23 protein-coding genes and 1 tRNA gene are annotated in these 20665 nt (G+C 57.1%); 1 reads left to right on the forward strand and 23 read right to left on the reverse strand.

Annotation, left to right across the window (positions count from 1 at the left end):
- Positions 1-48: 48 nt before the first annotated feature.
- From BLQ12_RS14615 to ffh, 20 genes are all read right to left on the reverse strand, one after another.
- Positions 49-588 carry a CarD family transcriptional regulator gene (locus tag BLQ12_RS14615; protein WP_092211404.1) on the reverse strand — a complete coding sequence of 180 codons (540 nt, stop codon included), beginning with the start codon at positions 586-588 and terminating at the stop codon, positions 49-51.
- A 562-nt stretch (positions 589-1150) separates the two neighbouring features.
- Positions 1151-2071 carry a manganese-dependent inorganic pyrophosphatase gene (locus tag BLQ12_RS14620; RefSeq protein ID WP_092211405.1) on the reverse strand — a complete coding sequence of 307 codons (921 nt, stop codon included), beginning with the start codon at positions 2069-2071 and terminating at the stop codon, positions 1151-1153.
- Positions 2072-2591: 520 nt separating this feature from the next.
- Positions 2592-3173, reverse strand: coding sequence for an aminoacyl-tRNA hydrolase (gene pth / locus BLQ12_RS14630; protein ID WP_092211407.1), 582 nt, complete (start codon positions 3171-3173; stop codon positions 2592-2594).
- A 168-nt stretch (positions 3174-3341) separates the two neighbouring features.
- Complete coding sequence (locus tag BLQ12_RS14635) at positions 3342-3947, reverse strand: 50S ribosomal protein L25 (RefSeq protein ID WP_175469826.1); 606 nt, start codon at positions 3945-3947, stop codon at positions 3342-3344.
- A gap of 45 nt (positions 3948-3992) precedes the next feature.
- Positions 3993-4934 (reverse strand): ribose-phosphate diphosphokinase, encoded by a 942-nt coding sequence (locus BLQ12_RS14640; RefSeq protein ID WP_092211409.1) that lies wholly within the window; start codon positions 4932-4934, stop codon positions 3993-3995.
- A 43-nt stretch (positions 4935-4977) separates the two neighbouring features.
- Positions 4978-5052: transfer RNA gene (locus tag BLQ12_RS14645), tRNA-Gln, on the reverse strand.
- 11 nt (positions 5053-5063) lie between these two features.
- The gene (gene ispE / locus BLQ12_RS14650) at positions 5064-5933 is read right to left on the reverse strand and encodes a 4-(cytidine 5'-diphospho)-2-C-methyl-D-erythritol kinase (RefSeq protein WP_092211410.1); all 870 of its coding nucleotides are present in this window, start codon (positions 5931-5933) and stop codon (positions 5064-5066) included.
- Positions 5934-6254 (reverse strand): DUF1844 domain-containing protein, encoded by a 321-nt coding sequence (locus BLQ12_RS14655; protein ID WP_092211411.1) that lies wholly within the window; start codon positions 6252-6254, stop codon positions 5934-5936. It lies immediately after the preceding gene.
- 137 nt (positions 6255-6391) lie between these two features.
- Positions 6392-7273: a heterodisulfide reductase-related iron-sulfur binding cluster gene (locus BLQ12_RS14660; protein WP_092211412.1), complete on the reverse strand. Its 882-nt coding sequence runs from the start codon at positions 7271-7273 to the stop codon at positions 6392-6394.
- Positions 7266-7796 carry a 4Fe-4S dicluster domain-containing protein gene (locus BLQ12_RS14665; protein ID WP_092211413.1) on the reverse strand — a complete coding sequence of 177 codons (531 nt, stop codon included), beginning with the start codon at positions 7794-7796 and terminating at the stop codon, positions 7266-7268. The genes BLQ12_RS14660 and BLQ12_RS14665 overlap by 8 nt, the downstream gene beginning before the upstream one ends.
- 603 nt (positions 7797-8399) lie before the next feature.
- Complete coding sequence (gene rsmI, locus BLQ12_RS14670; protein WP_092211414.1) at positions 8400-9272, reverse strand: 16S rRNA (cytidine(1402)-2'-O)-methyltransferase; 873 nt, start codon at positions 9270-9272, stop codon at positions 8400-8402.
- The gene (locus BLQ12_RS14675; RefSeq protein ID WP_092211415.1) at positions 9247-9618 is read right to left on the reverse strand and encodes a YraN family protein; all 372 of its coding nucleotides are present in this window, start codon (positions 9616-9618) and stop codon (positions 9247-9249) included. Before BLQ12_RS14675 ends, rsmI begins: the two co-directional genes overlap by 26 nt.
- A 34-nt stretch (positions 9619-9652) precedes the next feature.
- Complete coding sequence (rnhB, locus tag BLQ12_RS14680) at positions 9653-10252, reverse strand: ribonuclease HII (RefSeq protein ID WP_092211416.1); 600 nt, start codon at positions 10250-10252, stop codon at positions 9653-9655.
- A 79-nt stretch (positions 10253-10331) separates the two neighbouring features.
- Entirely contained in the window at positions 10332-10679 is a 348-nt protein-coding gene (gene rplS / locus BLQ12_RS14685) for a 50S ribosomal protein L19 (protein WP_092211417.1), read from the reverse strand.
- A gap of 124 nt (positions 10680-10803) precedes the next feature.
- Positions 10804-11382: an RNA methyltransferase gene (locus tag BLQ12_RS14690; RefSeq protein WP_226860118.1), complete on the reverse strand. Its 579-nt coding sequence runs from the start codon at positions 11380-11382 to the stop codon at positions 10804-10806.
- The gene (trmD, locus tag BLQ12_RS14695) at positions 11372-12118 is read right to left on the reverse strand and encodes a tRNA (guanosine(37)-N1)-methyltransferase TrmD (protein WP_092211418.1); all 747 of its coding nucleotides are present in this window, start codon (positions 12116-12118) and stop codon (positions 11372-11374) included. The genes BLQ12_RS14690 and trmD overlap by 11 nt, the downstream gene beginning before the upstream one ends.
- Positions 12115-12639: a ribosome maturation factor RimM gene (rimM, locus tag BLQ12_RS14700; protein WP_175469827.1), complete on the reverse strand. Its 525-nt coding sequence runs from the start codon at positions 12637-12639 to the stop codon at positions 12115-12117. The genes trmD and rimM overlap by 4 nt, the downstream gene beginning before the upstream one ends.
- On the reverse strand, positions 12629-12859 hold the full coding sequence (locus BLQ12_RS14705) for a KH domain-containing protein (protein ID WP_092211420.1): 231 nt from the start codon (positions 12857-12859) through the stop codon (positions 12629-12631). The genes rimM and BLQ12_RS14705 overlap by 11 nt, the downstream gene beginning before the upstream one ends.
- A gap of 45 nt (positions 12860-12904) precedes the next feature.
- Positions 12905-13159 (reverse strand): 30S ribosomal protein S16, encoded by a 255-nt coding sequence (gene rpsP, locus BLQ12_RS14710; RefSeq protein WP_092211421.1) that lies wholly within the window; start codon positions 13157-13159, stop codon positions 12905-12907.
- Positions 13160-13179: 20 nt separating this feature from the next.
- Entirely contained in the window at positions 13180-14508 is a 1329-nt protein-coding gene (gene ffh, locus BLQ12_RS14715) for a signal recognition particle protein (RefSeq protein WP_092211422.1), read from the reverse strand.
- A 120-nt stretch (positions 14509-14628) separates the two neighbouring features.
- On the opposite strand from ffh, the gene rlmN reads away from it, so the two are divergent.
- On the forward strand, positions 14629-15699 hold the full coding sequence (gene rlmN / locus BLQ12_RS14720) for a dual-specificity RNA methyltransferase RlmN (protein ID WP_092211423.1): 1071 nt from the start codon (positions 14629-14631) through the stop codon (positions 15697-15699).
- 147 nt (positions 15700-15846) lie between these two features.
- Here the strand turns inward: rlmN and BLQ12_RS14725 are convergent, their stop codons facing one another.
- From BLQ12_RS14725 to BLQ12_RS14735, 3 genes are all read right to left on the reverse strand, one after another.
- Complete coding sequence (locus tag BLQ12_RS14725) at positions 15847-16842, reverse strand: tRNA 4-thiouridine(8) synthase ThiI (RefSeq protein ID WP_092211424.1); 996 nt, start codon at positions 16840-16842, stop codon at positions 15847-15849.
- A gap of 21 nt (positions 16843-16863) precedes the next feature.
- Positions 16864-18084: a hypothetical protein gene (locus BLQ12_RS14730; RefSeq protein ID WP_092211425.1), complete on the reverse strand. Its 1221-nt coding sequence runs from the start codon at positions 18082-18084 to the stop codon at positions 16864-16866.
- 313 nt (positions 18085-18397) lie between these two features.
- Positions 18398-20203 carry an acyl-CoA dehydrogenase gene (locus BLQ12_RS14735; protein WP_092211426.1) on the reverse strand — a complete coding sequence of 602 codons (1806 nt, stop codon included), beginning with the start codon at positions 20201-20203 and terminating at the stop codon, positions 18398-18400.
- Positions 20204-20665 lie beyond the last annotated feature (462 nt).

Raw genomic sequence — 20665 nt, forward strand, 5'->3', positions numbered from 1 at the left:
ACAGGCGCCTTGCTGATCCAAACTTTCGATAATGGTCGTCAATGGATTTTATGTCAGCTCGGGTTGCGGTCCTGCCATCCCTTCATCACTGAACAGGGACTCGATTTCTTTCATCATGGACTTCTCGTCTGTCTGCTTGGCCATGCACAGCTCCTTCAACAGAAGGCTCTGGGCGGTGTCCAGGAGTTTGCGCTCCCCAAAGGAGAGGTCCTTGGTCAGTCTCAAAAGAAAAAGATCCCGGAAGACTTCGGCCACGTCAAAAAGGGAGCCGGTTTTGATCTTTTCCATGTATTCGCGGTAGCGGCGGTTCCAGGCCTGATTATCAAAAGCGCACTCCCGCTTCTGGGTCATCACTTCGTAGACCTTGGGGATCTCATTTTCCTTGATCACACGCCGGAGTCCCACAGACTCCACATTGGCGGTGGGGATCATGATCACCATGCCGTTTTCAAGAACTTTCATAATGTAAAAGGTCATATCCTCTCCACCGATCTCTTTGATTTCGATGGATTCGATACGTCCCACACCGTGTGCCGGATATACCGCGAGGTCACCTACCTGAAACTCCAGATTATCTGTATGTCCCATGTCCTCACCTGTTGCTGCTCAAACGACGGCATCAAGAGCTTAATTCGATGAATTTGAACAAAAGCTGTTGACAGAAGATTCGAATCGTCGTATGCAATCGTCGAGTCAAATAGTAAATTAGGATAAATGTAACTGGTAAATCGTCATCTCAAGAAATATATCACACCACTGCGCCATTATCAATATCAAAGATATCATCTTCCCCAGCAACCCACTAAAATGAAGATGTTTTTCTTTCACCGATAAAGATAAGCGCTTCAACCCGACGCCCTGCCCCGAGGGAGACGGCGTGTTTCTGCGTGGCCTGCCTGTCCCGGGTTCCCTGTGGGATCCCCATTCTTCCAGAAAAAATCAAAAAAATATATGACATGGTGTCCTCACACCGGAGGGGTCCTGTTTTTGCTCGGCACCCATGCCTGCAATCACTCTCCACAGGCGACACCCTTACAACAAAAAGGGCCGCCTCCACCCGGGGGAGACAGCCCTTTGTTTCACAATCCGTACGGAAGGACCCGGCCTCACCTGGACGGCTGGACCCTTCTATAAGACAGCGAGATGCCCGTTAGGCAAACACTTTCTCCAGGTTGGGAACAACCTGCTTTTTACGGCTCAGAACGCCGTCAAGCCACATTTTGCAGTCAGCAGACTGACCATTGAAGGCTTTTTCGATGATGGCGGTGTCGTCGGAAGCAATAAGAAGCTCGGACCCCTCTTTCATGATGTCGGTGAGGAGAAGCAGCACGCTGTGGCGATCGCCTTCGGCCTTGAGTTCGTTGATGTCCTTGAGCAGGTCGGCTTTGATGTCATCAAAAATAGCCAGGTCCACAACCTCAAGCTGGCCCACGCCCACTTTTTTGCCGCCCATGTTGAAATCTTTGTAGTCACGCTTGACCAGATCGCGGATGGGGGTACCGGCAACGGCGGACTTCACGTTAAACATCTCAACACCCAGGGCAACCACATCGTCGACGCCGGCAATGGCAGCAAGGGCCTCAACGGCTTTTTTGTCGGCGGGGGTGCAGGTGGGGGACTTGAAGATGACGGTGTCACTCAGGATGGCACACAGCAGGAGGCCGGCGATATCCTTGGGAACCTCAACGCCGCTTGCATCGAACATCTCTTTTACGATGGTTCCGGTACAGCCCACGGGACGGATCCAGCACTCGAGGGGCTCGCTTGTGGTGACGTCGCCGAGTTTGTGGTGATCCACGATGCCCAGTACTTTGGCGTCGCCCAGGTCATCGGGGCTCTGAGCCAGGTCGGAGTGGTCCACAAGGTAGACAGACTCACCGGCAAAGGAGGTCTTCACTTCAGGGGCAGCCACACCGAATTTTTCGAGAATAAAAGCAGTCTCGGGGTTGAGATCGCCCTGAACGGCGGCCACGGTGTCTTCGCCCAGCTTGCTCTTCAGGTAAGCCAGGGCAATGGGGGAACAAACGGAATCTGAATCAGGAATCTTGTGACCAATTACATAAATACTCATGATTTTTCCTTTCTCTTGTTAAACGTGTATCTTATATAGTTATATAGTCGAACCTTGGGTACACAAGGTTATAAAATCACAGCAAGATACGTCCGGCGACCCACGCCGGACACCGGTTTCGGCAAAGCACACTCGCCCTTTAAAGGCTTCCGCCAAACCGACGCGCCACGGACGAAGCAACCCATCCACGACACCCATCGCACCAAAGCAAAAGGCAAATGCGGCCAAAAGCGCAGCACGGAGATCAAAGCACAATGTAAACAGATGAGAAAAAAAGGAAGTTCCGTGGCAAGGGCCGGGCCCGTGAAACGGAAAAAAGAACGATCAGCCCCGGAATCGATGGACAAAGCGGGAGCTGAGCTGTGGGCGGCACAAGGGCCAACCCGAAAGAAACGGAGACTCCCACGTCCGGGAGCAAGGAGGATGAGGAGGGCAAGACCCGCGAGGCCCGCGTAAATACCCACCATTGGTAGATTTTCCATTCGCCCCTCCATCAGTACTTGGATAAATCGAAAGCAGCCTATTTCACGCAGTTAAACGCATTCATCCCCATCTTTAATCCCCGGGAAAGAATGGTATCCACCGCATCCGCTGACCGATCGATAAACGAATCCAGGGATGCTGCCTCCTCGGCGGAAAACCTGCCGAGAACCCAGTCACTCACCTCGATCCTCGGATCCGGTCTGCCGACGCCCATGCGGATTCGGGCAAACTCCCGATCCTTGAGGGTGTCGATGAGGGATCGGACACCGTTGTGGCCGCCGTGCCCGCCCTTTGCAACAATTTTCATGCGCCCGTAAACCAGGTCGATCTCATCGTAAACGACGAGGATCTCACCGGGTTCGACGTCGAAATAATCGGCCAGCGCCCGAACCGGGCCACCGCTCAAGTTCATAAAGGATTGGGGCTTGGCGAGAATCACCTCCCGTCCTTCATGACGCCCTTTGGCATACAGGGCGTTAAAACGAGATCGGGTTACCGACATGCCGAGACGCTCTGCCAGGCGATCAATAACCCGAAATCCGATGTTGTGTCGTGTGTTCTCGTAGCGGGCACCCGGATTCCCGAGCCCCACCACCAGCCTGACCGAAGATTCACTCATAATGATAACCAGCTACAAACCGAAAGCCTTTCCAGTCAAAGCCGTTGAATGGCTTTCGCCGTTCCGGCCGAGTGAAGGAGCCTTCAGTCCGGGGACGCACGCCCCTCTTGTTGTCAGGCGTTGGGAACAGCCATGGCGACCGCAGCCGCCATGGGCTGGGAAAAAGGCCTAGGCCTCTTCTTCCCCTTCTTCCCCTTCTTCTTCCTCACCCAGAGTCACACCCTTGGGAGGTACAACAGTGACAACGGTGAAGTTGACGTTGTGGGGGATTTCAATACCATCCACCTTGATCTCATCCACGTGAATGGATTTGCCGATCTTCAGATCGGTGACATCCACCTTGATGGAGGTGGGGATGGAAAGGGGCAGACAGAGAACGTCGAGCTGACGACGAATCACCTGAAGGATACCGCCCATTTCAAGGCCGGCGGCTTTGCCGACGGTCTCAACGGGAGCAACGGCCTTGATTTTCTTATCAAGGGCCACCACCTGGAAATCCACGTGACGGAACTCACCGCGGGTGGGGTCGGTCTGCACATCCTTGATGATGGCAACCTTGGGCTCGGCATCGCCCACCTTCAGGTTAACGACAACCTGAATGGTCTCGCTCTGCTTGAAGGCCTCTTCCACGTCGGCAACAAGCACGTCCACAGCCACTGCGTCCATGTTGTCACCGTAAACTACGGCAGGGACCCGGCCCTCGTTGCGGATAACGCGCGCAGCGTTTTTGCCTCTGGTTTCCCTTATATTTGTCTTAAGTTCGAAAAGTTCCAAATCGATCCTCCTGAAGAACCTGCTTAATTTTTCAAATTGGTGTAATTACACAAACAGCGTTGTAACCGAGTCACCCCGATGGCTTCGAATGATGGCCTCACCCACCAGCGGGGCGACGGAGAGGACCTTGATCTTGTCGCATGCCCTCGCCTCTTCACTCAAGGGGATGGTGTCTGTTGCCACAAGACTCTTCAATGCCGATTTCTCAATACGTTCCACGGCGGGTCCGGAGAGAACCGGATGCGTGCAGCATGCGTGAACTTCCTTGGCGCCCATCTCGCTGATGGCGTTGGATGCCTCCGTCAACGTACCGGCAGTATCAACCATATCATCAAGGATAATCGCTGTCTTGCCTTCCACATCGCCGATAACCGCCATGGCCTTGGCCTCATTGGGCCGGTCACGACGCTTGTCCACGATGGCCAGGCCACAGCCCAGACGCTTGGCAAAAGCACGGGCACGCTCCACCCCACCGGCATCGGGAGACACAATCACCAGGTCTTCCCCGGCAAAGTCTTCTCGGATGCGCTCAATGATGATGGGTGCGGCGTAGAGGTTGTCCACGGGGATATTGAAGAATCCCTGGATCTGGCCGGCATGGAGGTCCATGGTGATGATACGGCATGCACCGGAGTGGGTAAGAAGATCGGCAACCAGCTTGGCTGAAATCGGAACCCTAGGCGCCACCTTTTTATCCTGACGCGCATAACCGAAGTAGGGAATGACGGCCGTGATGCGGGAGGCAGATGAACGGCGCATGGCGTCGATCATCAGGAGCAGTTCCATAAGGTTGTCGTTCACGGGAGAGCATGTGGACTGGATGAGATAGACATCCTTTTTCCGTACGTTCTCCTCAATTTCAATCTGGATCTCGCCGTCGCTGAAGCGATTCACCTTCGCGCTTCCAAGGTCCTTAAAAAGGTACTTGGACACCTTCTGGGCAAGCTCTTTATTGGAGTTCCCCGTAAATATGGAAAGATCGTTCATTCCATTCCCGTTTTCCCGGAAACACTGCCGGTATAAATAAATTTGGCAGGGGCGGCAGGATTCGAACCTGCGAATGCTGGAATCAAAATCCAGTGTCTTACCGCTTGACGACGCCCCTGCAATGTATTTTCAAAATGTCAACAACAATTCAGCCAAAAACAACTGCCACCCGGCATATTGTTCCGGCTTTTCCTCCCTCAGGCACATGAGCAGCGTTTCCCCCGCCTGCGCCCCTTGGGGCTCACGGAAAAGACCGAATACCGACGAACCGCTACCGGACATCAGCACGCCATCCGCACCGGCTAACTCCAGTGCCTTTCTGGCGTCCCCGACAGCCGGTGACAGCATCTGCGCAGGGGGTTCCAAGTCGTTATGAAGGTGATGGAGAGGATCGATCACCCCTTCATTCAACAGACGACTTTTAATTTTTTTTTGGCTTTTTGTCAATCCCAATTTGAGATTTTTGTAGACTTCCGCCGTGGATAACCCCGTGCCCGGATAGATAATTAGCAGGTGATACGGCTTGATGGCCGGTAAAACCTCAAAACACTCGCCCACACCCGTGGCCAGAACCGGGGTGCATCGGATAAAAAAAGGGACATCGGCCCCCAGCTTGAGTGCCATGCTCTCCAGGGACGCCTCATCAAAGGGACGTCCGTACAGGGAGTTTAACCCCTTGAGAACCGTTGCCGCGTTCCCGCTCCCGCCGCCAAGACCGGCACCGGGGGGAATACGCTTGTCAATGGCAATGCGGCAGCCCCCCGCAAGGCCCGCGGCCTCAAAAAAAAGGGCGGCGGCGCGCCAGGCGAGATTGGTCTCATCTTCAGGGACCCCGGGGTAGTCACAGGAAAGGGAGATCCCCGTGTCCGCAGGCTCGATCACAATGCGGTCGTACAAACCGACACCGCACATCAACGAGCAGAGATCATGGTACCCGTTTTCACGCCTGCCCGTCACATGCAGAAAAAGGTTCACCTTGGCAGGACTCTTGAGTTCCACTTACGCTCCTTGCTCCTTGAGCTTGACATACATCATCCGCAGATCGTGGAGCATGTTGGACAACAGGTTGATCTCCTCGTCGGTGAGGTTGCCGGCGGTCTTTGCCTCCAGCATCCCCAGGATATCGATGGTCTGCTTGGCCAGGGGCAGATTGATCGCCTTGGCCCCGCCACCGGGTGCGGTGATCATCCCCAGGTGCACCAGCGCCGATGAGTTCAGGGAAAAAATAAAGGTGGAAAAATTGATGCCGGGCAAGGGAGGGGCTTCCTGCCCGCCCTTTGGTCCCGCCGCCTCATTGGTTGCGTTATCCTGCTTTTCCATGGTGCCTTATCCTTGCCGATTGGTAGAAAGCGCTTGCCGCACATGCCCGGCCTTTCCGCCGGCCGGAGCAGTCCGTACGTCAACTGGCCCACTATAAAAAAACAAAGGCCCGACATCAAGGGCGAGTTCTCGCCGCCCTACAGAAGATCCAGGGAATTCAGCAGGGGGCGCGGGTCCACCAGGTGCTTTTTGACCCAGTTTTCGTGGCCGGGGAGCCGGGCAGCCAGGCCGATCAATTCGGAAATATAAAAGACCGGCAGGGGCTCCACCTCTTTGCCCCGAAGCTCCAGATTGACCTGACACAGAGGGCAAAAGGCGATGATGCAGTTGGCCCCGGCCCGCCGGGCATGATCCCGGATCCGGTCCACCATGCCGTCCACCATATCGGGTTTGGTCACGGCCAGGTGGGAGCCGCAGCACTGCTTGCTGTAACTCCAGTCCGGGGTTTCCACATCCAGAACGTTCACCAGCCTCTTGAGCTTTTTTTCGTAGGGCCGGATATCGAATCCGGTGATCCACTCGGGCCGGGTCAGCAGGCAGCCGAAATAGAGGACGCCGCGGAGCCCCTCAAGGGGGTTGACCACGGCCTTTTCAAACACCACGGGCGCATCGGAGAGGATCTCCGGGGTGAACTTCAACCGCACACCGCCCTCGTACTCCCTGCCGCAGGCCTTGGCCAGCTTGGCGTTCATGCTCGCGTCCGTGGCAAGGATTTTCTCCGCGGTCCGCAGGCGCACAAAACAGCTCGGACAGACCACGTACAGGTCGTCGATCCCCTGGCGCTCGGCCAGGAGAATATTCCGGCCCGCAAGGAGGGTGGCATAGTCGGGGTTCACGCTGTGGGCCGGGGAGGCCCCGCAGCAGTTCCAATCCTCCAAGGGTTCCACCCAGGTCCCCATGAGCCGGAACATCTGGAACAGGGAGGTACCGAAATCCCGGGCCGATGACATCAGGGAGCAGCCGGGGTAGTAGTGCACGCGCCGCAGTCTCTTTTCACCTGTGCTCTTTGCGTTACTCATCGCAGGCCTCCCTGATTTTTTTCATGATCTCTTTGTGTTTCACGCTGCTGGGCAAAAGCTCAAGCCGCCCCAGGCGAAACATCTTCATGCCCATGGCTGCGTCCTGGAAGAGGTTCCCCGTGGCAAGCTTGTAGCGGGCCATGAATTCCAGCTCGTAGATGCGGCCCCGCTTGTGGACCTGCTTCAAAAACTCCCGGTGAAAAGCCCAGATGTCTTTTTCCCCCACCTTGACCTCCTCGGTCAGGGCAATCTCGCGCAGGGCATCCATCATGTAGGGGATGTGCACCCGGTTGGGGCACTCGGTCACACAGGCGTAGCACCCGATGCAGAGCCAGATGGCCCGGCTCTCCAAAACCTCTTTTTTCATACCCAGCTGGATCATCCGAAGGATCTGGTTGGGCAGATAATCCATGCCGTGGGCCACCGGGCACCCGCCCGAGCAGCACATGCAGTGGAAGCACCTGGAAAGGTCCTGGCCGCTTTTGGCCGAAACCTCCTCGAAAAACGAATGATCAACCTTCATATCAAGCCACCCGGATATTTCACCGAGACCACGCGCCCCGACAGGACGGCGACATCATCGGTGCGGTTGCAAAAACAGGCGCCCCGGCCTTTTAGACCCCGCATACGCGGCACCCGACGGACCGAACCACACAGAGGAACGGCACACACAGCCTCCGCCCTCAAAACCGAGCCCCTGCCGCTTTTAGCGACAGCGACACCTCGCCTGGAACAAAAGGGGGTGTGTCATTTTCTAACTGTTTCCTCATCCTGTCAAGCCATTGTCCCTTGAGGGGGATACGCAGGGAAACCCCACGACCTGACGCCCATTCGGAAAATGTGCAACAATGGCAGAGGGTAACACCTCGGACAAGGTCCGCGTTTATACCTAATGGGCAAAAGAATGTCAACAAGGGCAGAATGCACCATTTTACAGATGGTAAATTTTGCCGTCTCGTATCTTCAACCTTTTTAATTGATTAACTTGATAAATCAGATTTCTAACAACAGCCAGACGGCCCTTCACGGGAAACAGTCAAGCAAGTCATCCCCCCCACAGGAACGCGGGACGCCACAACAAAGGACGGCCCGTTACCTGAACAGGGTCCTGGCCGAGCCGGAAAGATCAGGTATCGCCGGAGAGCCGCACCACCGCGTCATACACCTCCCCCTTGGGAAGGCCCAGGCGCTTGGCAAGGGACTTGGCAAGGCGGGACGGCGACTCTTCGGAGCCTTCAAGGGCCCGGCGGACCTCTTCATCAAGATCGGCAACCGGAGGCGCGGCGGTCTCTGTGGCACCCCCCACCATCAAGGTACACTCGCCCTTCACCGAGGGGCGTGCGCCAAGGTCACGGGCGATGGTCGAAAGGGTTCCCCGGAGGAACTCTTCATGGCGCTTGGTCAACTCCCGCGCCAGCACCGCCGGACGATCCCCAAGAATAGACTCCAGCTCGCCCAGGAGCCGCTGAATGCGGGAGGGGGATTCGTACAACACAAAGGTATGGGACAGGGGGGCCAGGGCCGTGAGGATATCACGACGTTTGCCCTGTTTTTTCGGAAGAAAGCCCTGATAATGAAAGGCATCCGTGGGAAGGCCTGCGGCGGCAAGCCCAGCCAAAAGGGCAGACGCACCGGGAACGGGCACCACGCGGACCCCTTCACGGGTGGCCGCGGAGACCAGCCGGTACCCGGGATCTGAAATACAGGGCGTCCCCGCATCGGTGACAAGGGCCACGCTCTCACCGGCCAGAATCTTGGCAACGATGCGCGATGCGCGCTCCTCCTCATTGTGCTCGTGGAGGGCCATCATGCGCGTTGTGATCTCGTAAGCGGACAGGAGCTTGCGGGTGTGCCGCGTGTCTTCGGCGGCGATGAGGGACACCTCTTTCAGGACACGAAGCGCCCGAAGGGTAATGTCCTCTAAGTTTCCGATGGGGGTTGAGACAATATAGAGGGCAGGACCGTCGTCCTGTCTATCGGATGGGGATGGGAAAGGCATTTTCAATCACCTGGACGTTGGAGGCTCCGCCACCGGCCATGATGGCCACCACATCAAACCGAGCCGGCCGGCAAAGGGCATCGCGGCTTTTCAGCCAGTAAAGGGCCGCACGGGCCAGGGTGGCCTGCTTTGAACGGGTGACAGCCTCTTCGGGGCGGCCGAACAACAGGGTGGTTCGCGCCTTGACCTCCACAAAGACAAGGGTCTCTCCGTCCTCGGCCACGATATCAATCTCCCCCAAAGGGGTGACGGCATTCATGGCAAGGATTCGATACCCTCGGCGTTTCAGGTGGCGGGCGGCCCGCTTTTCACTGCGCCGCCCAAACCGCATGCGGGCAAAGGACATGATCCCTCCGGGCTGGTTTCCCGGGGCAAAGCCGTCACGCGACGTGTTCGGCCACGCCTCTGAAGGTCTTGCGATGGATGGGGGTGGGGCCGAAGGTGGCAATGGCCTCCTTGTGGGCCTTGGTGGGGTACCCTTTGTGGCCGGCAAGTCCGTATTCGGGATAGAGCTCGGCGTACTCAGCCATCATCCGGTCCCGAACCACCTTGGCCACAATGGAAGCCGAGGCGATGGAGGCAGACCGGGAGTCGCCTTTCACCAGGGGTTCCTGGGCAAGGGGCATGGGCACCTCGAACTTTCCGTCCACAAGGAGGAAATCCGGGGTATCCCCAAGGTCTGTCACCGCCTCACGCATGGCCGCAAGGCTCGCCTGGAGAATATTGATGGTGTCGATGGTTTCGGCATCCACAATCCCGACACCCACAGCCGTTGCCTCGGCACGGATGTAGTCGTAGAGTCTGTCCCGTTTTTTGGGGGTGAGTTTCTTGGAGTCGGTGATCTCACCGACCTCAAACCCGGCGGGCAGGATAACCGCCGCAGCCACCACCGGTCCGGCCAGGGGGCCCCTGCCGGCTTCATCCACCCCCGCCACACGCAAAAAGCCGTTCGAAACGGCTTTTTTTTCATAGGTCCACATGGGTGCAAACCCTTTATCGCAAAATGTCTCCATGGCACGCGGCCCGGATTGAATCAATCCGGACCAGCCACGAATCGGATTAGTGAAGGCGACGCTCTTTGATACGTGCTGCCTTACCTCGCAGGTTGCGGAGGTAGTAGATACGAGCACGACGAACACGGCCGCGGGTCACCACTTCAATGTGGTCGACACTGGGGGAGTGCAGGGGAAAGACCCTCTCCACACCGATGCCGTTGGAGATCTTGCGCACGGTGAAACGTGCATTGACCCCGCCCTTGCTCTTGCTGATTACAACCCCTTCAAATACCTGAATACGGGTTTTTTCACCCTCGACAATTTTCACATGAACCCGAATCGTATCGCCGGCCACAAAGTGAGGTACGTCGAGGCGCATCTGCTCTTTTTCGATTTTGGTAATTATATCCATTATTTACTCCCAAACGTAAAATTGGTCACCGTATAGTCTAACAAATCCGGTAATCAATATCAGACATCCCAAAGGGCGTCAATATCGATAATCAATAAAAACACCGACGCACCCATTCCCGCCGTTACCGCCCTAAGAGGCGATCCAGTATAATCGCCACAGCGGCTCGCACCGGAAGATGGTTGTAATGCGTTCCCCCGTCCACGGGTTCCAGCACATGATCCGCCGACGCTATCACATCATCGGTGACTCCCCATGCTGTTCCGAAGATCAGCACCATGGGCCGGCCTTCCATCAGGCACTCCCGACCCGCCTGCCACGACAGGGCATCGGCGCATCGCCGTGCCGACGTAGCCACCACACAGGGCGTTTGCCCCGACTCATTGCGAATCTCCGCCACCACGTCGTCAAGGGACCCGCGGATCTTGACAAGTTCCAGGGCCTCTTTCCGCGCAGGGTTGAGCTCGCCACCCCGGCCGGTGGTCCAGTGGGCGACGATTTTTTCCGTCAGCACCTTCTGATCTTCCAGGGTGGTCACGATGTAATACCCTTTGACACCGAAGGTCCGTGAGGTCCTCGCGATATCATGGATATCCAGGTTCGTCACCGCCGAGCAGATGGTTTCACCGGTTTTGTTTCGCACCGGATGATGAACCAGAACCACATGAAGGTCCGCCTGTGTTACGTTACCGTCACCCGACAAGCTCTTCAATCCTTCTGCACCATTCGGTTAACACGTGTTTCTCCTCGCGGCTGAACTCCCGCTTTTCAAGCAGGTCCGGCCTTTTGAGAAAAGTACGGATGAGGGAAGTTTCCCTGCGCCACTTCTCAATCTCGGCGTGGTTTCCGGACATCAAAACATCCGGCACCCCCTCGCCTCCAAAGACAGATGGCCTGGTGTAGTGCGCGTGTTCCAGAAGCCCGCCGGAAAAGGAATCCTTTTCGGCCGACTCGTCTCCCCCCAGCACTCCGGGCAAAAGGCGTGTCACCGCATCAACGATCACCATGGCAGCAAGTTCCCCGCCGGTCATCACGTAATCTCCGATGGATACCTCGTCATCCACCATTTCCTGGCAGATCCTCTCATCCACCCCCTCGTAGCGGCCACAAATAAAAATCAGACCGTCAGACGCAGCAAAATATTGCGCCATGGCCTGATCAAAGGGCCGTCCCTGGGGAGTCAGAAGAATCCGCCGTGCGGTGGGAGCTATCTCAGAGGCCGCGCCAATGGCTCGGGAAAGCGGTTCCGGTTTCATAACCATTCCGCATCCGCCGCCATAAGGCTTGTCGTCGGTTACCCTGTGCTTTCCATCGGCATAGTCACGGATGTTCAAGGCCCGGGCATCAATGATTCCACGTTCCACGGCAAGACGAAGCATGCCGCTTTCCAGAAACGGGTTGATCATCTCAGGAAAGATCGTCAGAACTACAAACTTCACAACAACCCCTCCGGAAGATCCACCACCATGGTCCCCTGATCCAGGTCGATCTCCTTCAACACCGACGCAAGGGCCGGCACAAGGATCTCTTTTTTCCCATCCTTAACCACATACACATCGTTGCTTCCCGTCGGGAAAATGGAGTCCACCATCCCAAGGAAAACCCCGTCCACCGTCTCGACCCGAAGCCCGATGATGTCCACCCAGTAATAGGAGCCATCCTCGGGTTCCGGAAGGTCGTCGCGATCCACAAAGAGCTCGCTTCCGACCAACGGTTCCAGGGTGTTGATGTGTCCCACCTCCTTAAAGGTGAGGAGCAGCCCCTTTTTATGGGGAGCTGCACTCTGCACGGTCAGCACGATATCACCACCCGGTGCCGCAGCAGTCAGCTGTGTGCCCTTCTCGAAGGAGTCCATGGACTCCGCCCAGGAATAGACACGCGCCCCGCCTTTCAGCCCGTGGGTGCCGATGATCTTGCCGATGGCTATACGCCTGTTTCCCGAATCGCTCTTACTCGACAATTTCCAGAACAGTCCTCTTCTTCACCTTAGCAGATGCTGCACTGAGAATTGTCCTCATAGCGCGTGCAGTACGTCCCTGTTTACCTATCACTTTTCCCAAATCCTCTTTCGCCACCTTCAACTCGAGAACAGACGTCTGATTGCCTTCCACTTCAGAAACCACAACTTCATCCGGGTTGTCCACAAGGGCCTGGGCAATATAGTTGATCAGCTCTTTCATCTCGCATCTCCTTTCGGGCATATGAGAATTGGGTTCGTGCGTAGATTAGCTGGCAGAAGCCGGCTCGCCTTCCTTTTTCAGGATGTCGCGAACCGTATCGGTCGGAATGGCACCTTCGCCAAGCCAGTAGCCCACGCGGTCTTGTTTTACAGTCACTTTTGCAGGGTCCTTGAGCGGATCGTAGGTTCCGACGATCTCAAGAAACCGGCCGTCTCGTCGTGCTTCAGAATCGGCCACCACAATACGGTAAAAAGGCTTCTTCTTGGCCCCACCCCTTGCTAATCGGATCTTTACTGCCATTGCTTTTTCTTTCTCCTCATCTAAAACGGAAGCATGCCCCGTAAGGATCGCATGCCGCCTTTATTGAATTTTTTCATCATTTTCATCATCTGGGTGTAGTTCTTCAGGAGTTTGTTCACATCCTGCACCGAGGTCCCACTCCCCATGGCGATACGCTTCCGGCGGCTGCCATTGATAATGGCATGTTTGCGCCGCTCTTCCGCCGTCATGGAGTTGATGATGGCCTCGATGCGGATAATCTCCCGATCATCCACTTCCAGGTTCTTCAGCTGTTTATTTCCCGACACCCCGGGAAGCATCTTCAGCATATCACCCAGCGACCCCATTTTGCGAATGGAAACCAGTTGATCCCTGAAATCCTCCAGAGTGAATTGATTCTTACGTAACTTTTTCTCAAGGTCCTGGGCCTTCTTTTCATCCACCATCTCCGCGGCTTTCTCGATCAGGGTGAGGGTATCCCCCATGCCCAGAATACGAGACGCCATCCGGTCGGGATGAAACGGTTCCAGAGCGCTTGATTTTTCACCAGTACCGATAAACTTGATCGGCTTGCCGGTGACGGCCTTGATGGAGAGGGCCGCCCCTCCCCTTGCATCGCCGTCCATCTTGGTCAGGACCACACCACCGAGGTCCAAGGCACCGTCGAAGGACTTGGCTATATTCACGGCATCCTGGCCGGTCATGGCATCGGCCACCAGAAGGATGTCCGAAGGGGCTACCTCGGACTTGATCCGGACCAGCTCGGCCATGAGCTCCTCGTCCACGTGGAGCCGACCCGCCGTATCCAGAATCAGGGTATCGCATCCGTTCTGCTGTGCCGCAGCCCGGGCCGACCGACAGATGTCGACCGGATCCATGCCCACTTCGGAATCAAAGACAGGCACATCCAGCTGGGACGCCAGTTTTTTCAATTGATCGATGGCCGCGGGGCGGTAGACGTCCGCAGGCACCAGGAAGGGTTTTCGTCCCTTTTTGCGGAGATAAAGCGCCAGCTTACCGGCCGTGGTTGTCTTACCGGAACCCTGGAGCCCTGTCAACATCACAGAGACCGGTTTCTCTCCGGCAAGGACCAGATCCTCATGGCTCTCGCCCATGAGGTCGGCCAGGGCGTCGTTGACGATCTTCACAACCTGCTGGCCGGGGGTGAGACTCTCCATCACCTCGTGGCCCAGGGCACGTTCCTTGATCTCGCCAACAAAGGTCTTGGCTACCTTATAATGAACATCCGCCTCAAGGAGGGCCATGCGCACCTCTTTGAGGGCGCCGTCGATGTTCTTCTCCGTGAGTTTACCATGTCCCCTCAGGTCTTTAAGGACCGACGTCAGCTTTTCGGTTAAATTATCGAACATACAACCTTAAATCGTTATCAGAGGCGACAGGGGCGCATGAAAGTCATTGAAATTTTTACCGGATAAGGGTATACCAAGAAAAAGAAACTCCTTATTATACACGATTCCCATGGAAAATATATGAAAAAAAGAGATATTAAAGATTTTTCCCGGCCGGAGCTTGAAGCCTGGCTCAAAGAGCGCAAGATCGCCCCGTACAGAGCTGGTCAAATTTTCAAATGGATTTACATCCGTCAGGCCGACTCCTTTGAGGAGATGACGGATCTTGGCAAAGAATTAAGGGCATTGCTTGTTGAAAACTATACCATACCCCGGCTCGAAAAAGCAAACGTAGAAATTTCCTCTGACGGAACACGAAAGTACCTGTTCCGCCTCGCCGACGGGGAGTACACGGAGTCGGTCCTTATCCCCGGAAAAGACCGGAAAACCCTGTGCATCTCCAGCCAGGTGGGGTGCGCCCAGGGGTGCAAATTCTGCCTCACGGCCCAGGGCGGATTCAAACGCAACCTCACCGCAGGGGAGATCATCGGCCAGGTGCGGGACGTCCTCTCCGACCTCCCCATGCCTGAAGGGGCCGCAGAAACCGAAAAGCCCTTCCAGAACATCGTCTTCATGGGCATGGGAGAACCCCTGGCCAACCTGCCCCGGGTGCTCACCGCCCTGTCCATCCTCACCGACGGAGACTACGGCCTGCGCTTTTCAGCACGCCGCATCACGGTCTCCACCTGCGGCCTGGTGGGACGGCTCCCCGACCTGGGCGCCAACAGCCCGGTGAACCTTGCCGTCTCCCTCAACGCCACGGACAACACCACCCGAAGCGCCCTGATGCCGGTAAACGACACCTACCCCATCGAAACCCTTTTGTCGGCCCTTAGGGAGTACCCCTTGCGCCACCGGGAAAAGATCACCATCGAGTACATCCTCATGAAAGGGATCAACGACACGGACGAAGACGCCGCCCGCCTTATCCGGATGCTCCGCCCCCTGTCGGTGAAGATCAACCTCCTGCCCTTCAACGAGCACGAGGGCAGTGACTTCAAGCGCCCCGACAACGACGCGGTGGACCACTTTCTCCAGCTGCTCCACGACGCCGGATACACAGCCATCGTCCGGCAAAGCAAGGGCCAGGACATCTCGGCGGCCTGCGGACAGCTGAGGGCAAACCAGCTCAATAAAACCTCCGACGCCTGAAAGGCCCCGGATACACTCCGGTGCCCCTTTGGCGGAACACCGTGAACGCTTGCGCGACGCCGCCCTCAAAAGCAAACAGCCCGACGGGAATGATCCCCATCGGGCTGTTTGCTTTGTTCTCATACCGGTGTCAAGGTCAGGGCACCATCAGATAATGCACTCCCGGAAGTCCGCAGGATCCACGGCAGCCACCGAGATCACGCGACGCTTGGAACCCGAACGGACCACCGCCTCGACAACCTCTCCTGCCGGCACCTTGGCATAGCCGGCACACAGGGCCGCGCCAACCTGAACCGTCTCCTCGGAGGCATCAACGTCCACGACGACCGTGGGGCTGCCCTTCCCTTTCAAATCAATAATCAGGTGACGCGCCGGGTCATGGTAGGTGAGAATCCATCGGTTGTCCCCTTTGGTGCGACCGATGATCACCTTCTCCCCACTCGGCAGGCGCAGGTGCCTCCCCTGCTTCAGCAGATGCAGATCGCTCGGCTCATACGCCTTGCCGCTGGCAAAGAGGTCCCTCAGCCGGTCGGAGTATTTCTTGTCCGTCAGGAGACAGCCCCCCGCAGGGGAGGGGTACTCCGTGATACCGTAGGCCTTGGCCAGGGCCATCTGCTCTTTTCGGGAACGCCCCTGGATGCCCAGGAGACGCTCGCGGTCCACCAGCCCTAAGGCCTCCACCTCGGTCTCAGGCAGGATCTTGGCCGACAGGGGCCGAAGCACCTTGCCGTCAAAACCGGAACGTTTCTCCACGTAGCGTAGGGCCTGCTTGTTTTGGGACAGGGGCCGCTGCCCGGCCACTTCCCCGCTGAAAAGAAAGTCGTACCCGCCCTTTTCAAGCTCTTCCCCAGCCAGTCGGAACATCAGGGCATGGCAATCCCTGCAGGGATTCATGTGCTTGCCGTACCCGCACGGAGGGTCCGTCAGCATCTCAAGATAGGTCTCGGTAATCTCTTTCACGATGAGGGGAATCCCCGTCATCTCCGAGGCCGCCCGGGCCTTGTCCGCCGGGAAAAAGGGGGTCTCAAAGCAGATCCACGTCACGTCGATCCCCTGGTCTTTCAACACCAGGCCGGCCAGGATACTGTCCAGCCCACCGGAACAGAGCCCGATGGCCCGTACACTCTTTTTTATATCTGTCATGGAATGAAAATCCTTAGATGGTCAATTCAAGGCGGGATCGGCCCCTGCCGGAATCTGTGACACAGGCGACGCAATGCGCCGGGTAAGAAGAGAGGTATCCTTGGCCCCCACGTTCTTGCCCAGCAGGCCGTTGAGAAACGCCGGGTCTCCCCCGGCCATGAGGGACTCCACATGGGTGGAAAGAATTCCCGCCACCAGCTCTTCGCGGTCCAACCCCTTCACATACTCCCGATCCATCATGGAGGCGCGCTTCTGGTCGGGGGCGACCAGGGCCTCCAGCTGGTTTCCGAGCACTGTCCTCAAGCCCTGATCCCCACTTTCCCTGACCTGACGCACAAGGCCTGCCAGAGCTTGGGGTTCGGGGATGTTGGGAGAGGTCAAAAACCTGCCGAGGTGCTGGGCAAACCGCTCAATGCCCTCAGCGATATGGTGGGGTCGCACCATGTTCTTGCCCATCCAGCCGGCATTGAGCCACTTGCAGGAGACCGCCTTGAGGGTGCCGGAACCCGGCGCATCCTCATAATACACAGTGATGGCAATGGAGGTGTATATGTACGAGTCTACCCAGCCGAGCCCGGCCTTGGTGAGCCCGGTCTTGCCGGAGTAGCAGTAGAGAGTCCCCCCGTCACGCGTGGCCACGGGATACCCCTTTTTCCCCACATCCGAGGGCGCGGTCTGGCGGGAGGCCGTCAAAAGGAACCGCCGCCCGTTCCGGGAAGAGAGCAGGGTCAGCTCATTCTGGTCGTACCCGTAGTACGCCCCGGAATTCCCGTCGGGGGTAATCTCCATCACATACCGGCTTCGCACCGCAATGGGGGTTTCACGCCCCCCTTCCGGTTCAGCCAGGCGGGCATAGGTCCCCTTGCCGGATGGCGTGCTGCCGTTATCGCGGACCAGGCGCACCACCCCCGGTACCACAGCGCTCACGGGAATGTCCGGGTCATACATGTACTGGATAAAACGGTCCATGGATGTGGGAACAGAAAAGGCAACGCCCACACCGGTCCCCCGTCCCTTGCGGGTCTCTTCCCAGACGGTTCCTGCTGCAGGGCTGTTATCAAGAAAGGCGAGGAGGGTATCCAGATACGTGGCTTCCGGCATCCCAGAGGGGGTGCCCACGCTCTCTTCCAAATGATCAAAGGCGGCACAAAGCTCTTTCTCCGACGGAGAGTCCGCCGCGCCTGCCCCCCCGAAAACACACAGGAGAAGGGCAAGACAAATCAACAATACTTTTTGTGTCATAAACCATTCCGGGCCCTTGGGGATCCCGGCTCTGTCGGTCTGTTGCGGTTGTGGCCGCAGATTTTTGCAAAAACACCGTGAAGGGACCTTTTCTTCTGTTCCCCCACAGGCCCCGTCAAAACAAAGGGCCCTCTTTTTTGGAAAAAACGCGACCATGGGTCAAGTTCATCTATTTACCCTAATTTCGACGATTTTGCAAACAGGGGCCACTTGCCCCCGGCACACCCCGATCCCCGGTAAGGTGCCCTGGCACACAAAAAAAACGGCCCCCCGAAGGGAGCCGTCTTCACACCGTCAAAAGGCCATGCTGCCCTTATTTGCTGCCGAAGCTCTCTTCGGAGATTCCGATAACCGCATCGTCCATGTCCTCAATGGCGGCAAGGCGCCCTAAGGTCACGGCAAGGGTGTTGTTGATGTAGTAAGCGCAGGTCTTGATCTGGCCCTCGTAGAAGGGAAGGTCCTTCTTCTTGGGCTTGCCGGCCAGGGCTTTTTCCGCAGTGACGGCACGCCAGAGGAGAAGCCAGCCGAATGTCAGGTCACCGGTGGCGGTGAGCAGGGGATGGGACTGGGCAAAGGCACTCTGCACCTTCTCTCCCATGGCGGCGTTGGCAAGGGACACCACCACCTCGTTGAAGCGGGTGTAAACCGCCTCAAGTTTTACAGCCAGAGGAGAAAGGGCCTCCGACTCTTTTGCCTGGTCAATGGTCTTTTTGATGCGGGCCAGAAAACCCATGAAGGGCTTGCCCTTGCTCATACCCACCTTGCGACCCAGAAGGTCCATGGACTGAATACCGTTGGTGCCTTCGTAAATCTGAAAAATCCGGCTGTCCCTCAAAAGCTGCTCCACCGGAAAATCCCTGCAGTAGCCGTAACCGCCGTACACCTGAACCCCATGGCTGCACACCTCATTGGCCTTGTCGGTGACGTACCCCTTGATGATGGGGGTAAGGATCTCCAGAAGCTGGCTGTACTCCAGGCGGGTCTCTTCGTCTTCGGCCAGTTTCACCATGTCGTGGCAGATACCGGAGAAGTAGATGAGGCTTCGCATGCCCTCCACGTTGGCCTTCATCTCCAGGAGCTGACGTCGCACGTCCGGGTGCTGGATAATGGGAACACTGCCCTCCTTGGGCTTGACCATGTTGGCCCCCTGGACCCGCTCACGGGCATAGGCCAGGGCGTGCATGTAACTGGCCGTGGCCACGCCGAAGCCCTGAAGGCCCACCAGCTGGCGCGCATCATTCATCATGATGAACATGTTGCGCATGCCCTTGTTCTCTTCGCCCAGGAGCTCGCCGATGCAGTTGCCGCTTCCCCCCAGGGTCAACGAACAGGTGGCGCTGCCGTTGATGCCCATCTTGTGCTCAATGCCGGTACAGACCACGTCGTTGAACTCCCCTATGGAGCCGTCCTCGTTGACCCGGTACTTGGGCACGAGAAAGAGACTGATGCCCCGGGTCCCTTCCGGAGCCCCTTCGATGCGGGCCAGGACCGGGTGCACGATGTTGGGCGTCATGTTGTGCTCGCCGCCTGAGATGAAGATCTTGCTGCCGGTGATGGAGTACGTGCCGTCGGGGTTTTTCCTGGCCGTGGTCTCAAGGGCCCCCACATCGGACCCCGCACACGCCTCGGTGAGGAGCATGGTACCGGCCCACTCCCCGGAGTAGAGCTTCTTGAGGTAGGTTTTTTTCTGCGCGTCGTTGCCGATCTCCTCCACCATCTTGGCCGCCCCGTGGGTCAGGCCGTGGTACAGCATAAAGGCCACGTTGGCGCCGATAAAATACTCATTGGCTGCAAGGGCAACGGTTTTCGGCATACCCTGCCCCCCCCACTCCGGGGTGTCGGCCATGGCAAGCCACTCCCCTTCGATGAAGAGCTCCCAGGGACGAGAGTAACACTCCGGCAAGGTCACGGTGCCCCCGTCAAAGACGCACCCGGCGTCCCCGGGCTCCTGGGTGGGCATGATCTCCTTGATGGCAAGGGAGCGCGCCTCGGAGACTATCATGTCGATGGTCTTCTTGTTGAATTCGGCAAAGGTCTCGTTCTCAGTCAGCCGGGTCACCTCCATCTGCTCATGGAGGACAAAGTCTACATCCCGTCGATCGGCAATGGGTTGGGCCATGAAACATCTCCTTTCATTATAGAATCATCTGTCCGTGTTTATCCTGTGGGTAAAAACCGGGCGCCCCCCTTTTTAACCCCAGGGAGGGTGGATCAAGCGAAATCCGTGCCCTGTGCCACCCCGCATACGGCTTGGCAGCACGACACACCCATACCTCGAACAACGTCGATAGGCAAAGGATTCCGCTTCTTTCACGAAAGGCACATCGATACGCGACTGTAAACATTGTACCGAAAGAAATGAGATAGTAATAAATGTAACAGGGGATGTCAAGCTGAGGGGAGATCCGCCCCATCAAAACAGCGATCCCGCCCGAATCCGCAGATTCACGTTTCATGGCAAGGCGCCCGCGCCACCTAGTGAAACCATCGGGTCCTCCCTGACGGTGGCTCCCGGTCAAAATCATGACATGCCGCACATGTACCTTGTATGAGACCGACCCTCTGCGCTATGCTGTGCAAA

Origin of the sequence: Desulfoluna spongiiphila, assembly GCF_900101345.1 — a bacterium.
Taxonomy (GTDB): domain Bacteria; phylum Desulfobacterota; class Desulfobacteria; order Desulfobacterales; family Desulfolunaceae; genus Desulfoluna; species Desulfoluna spongiiphila.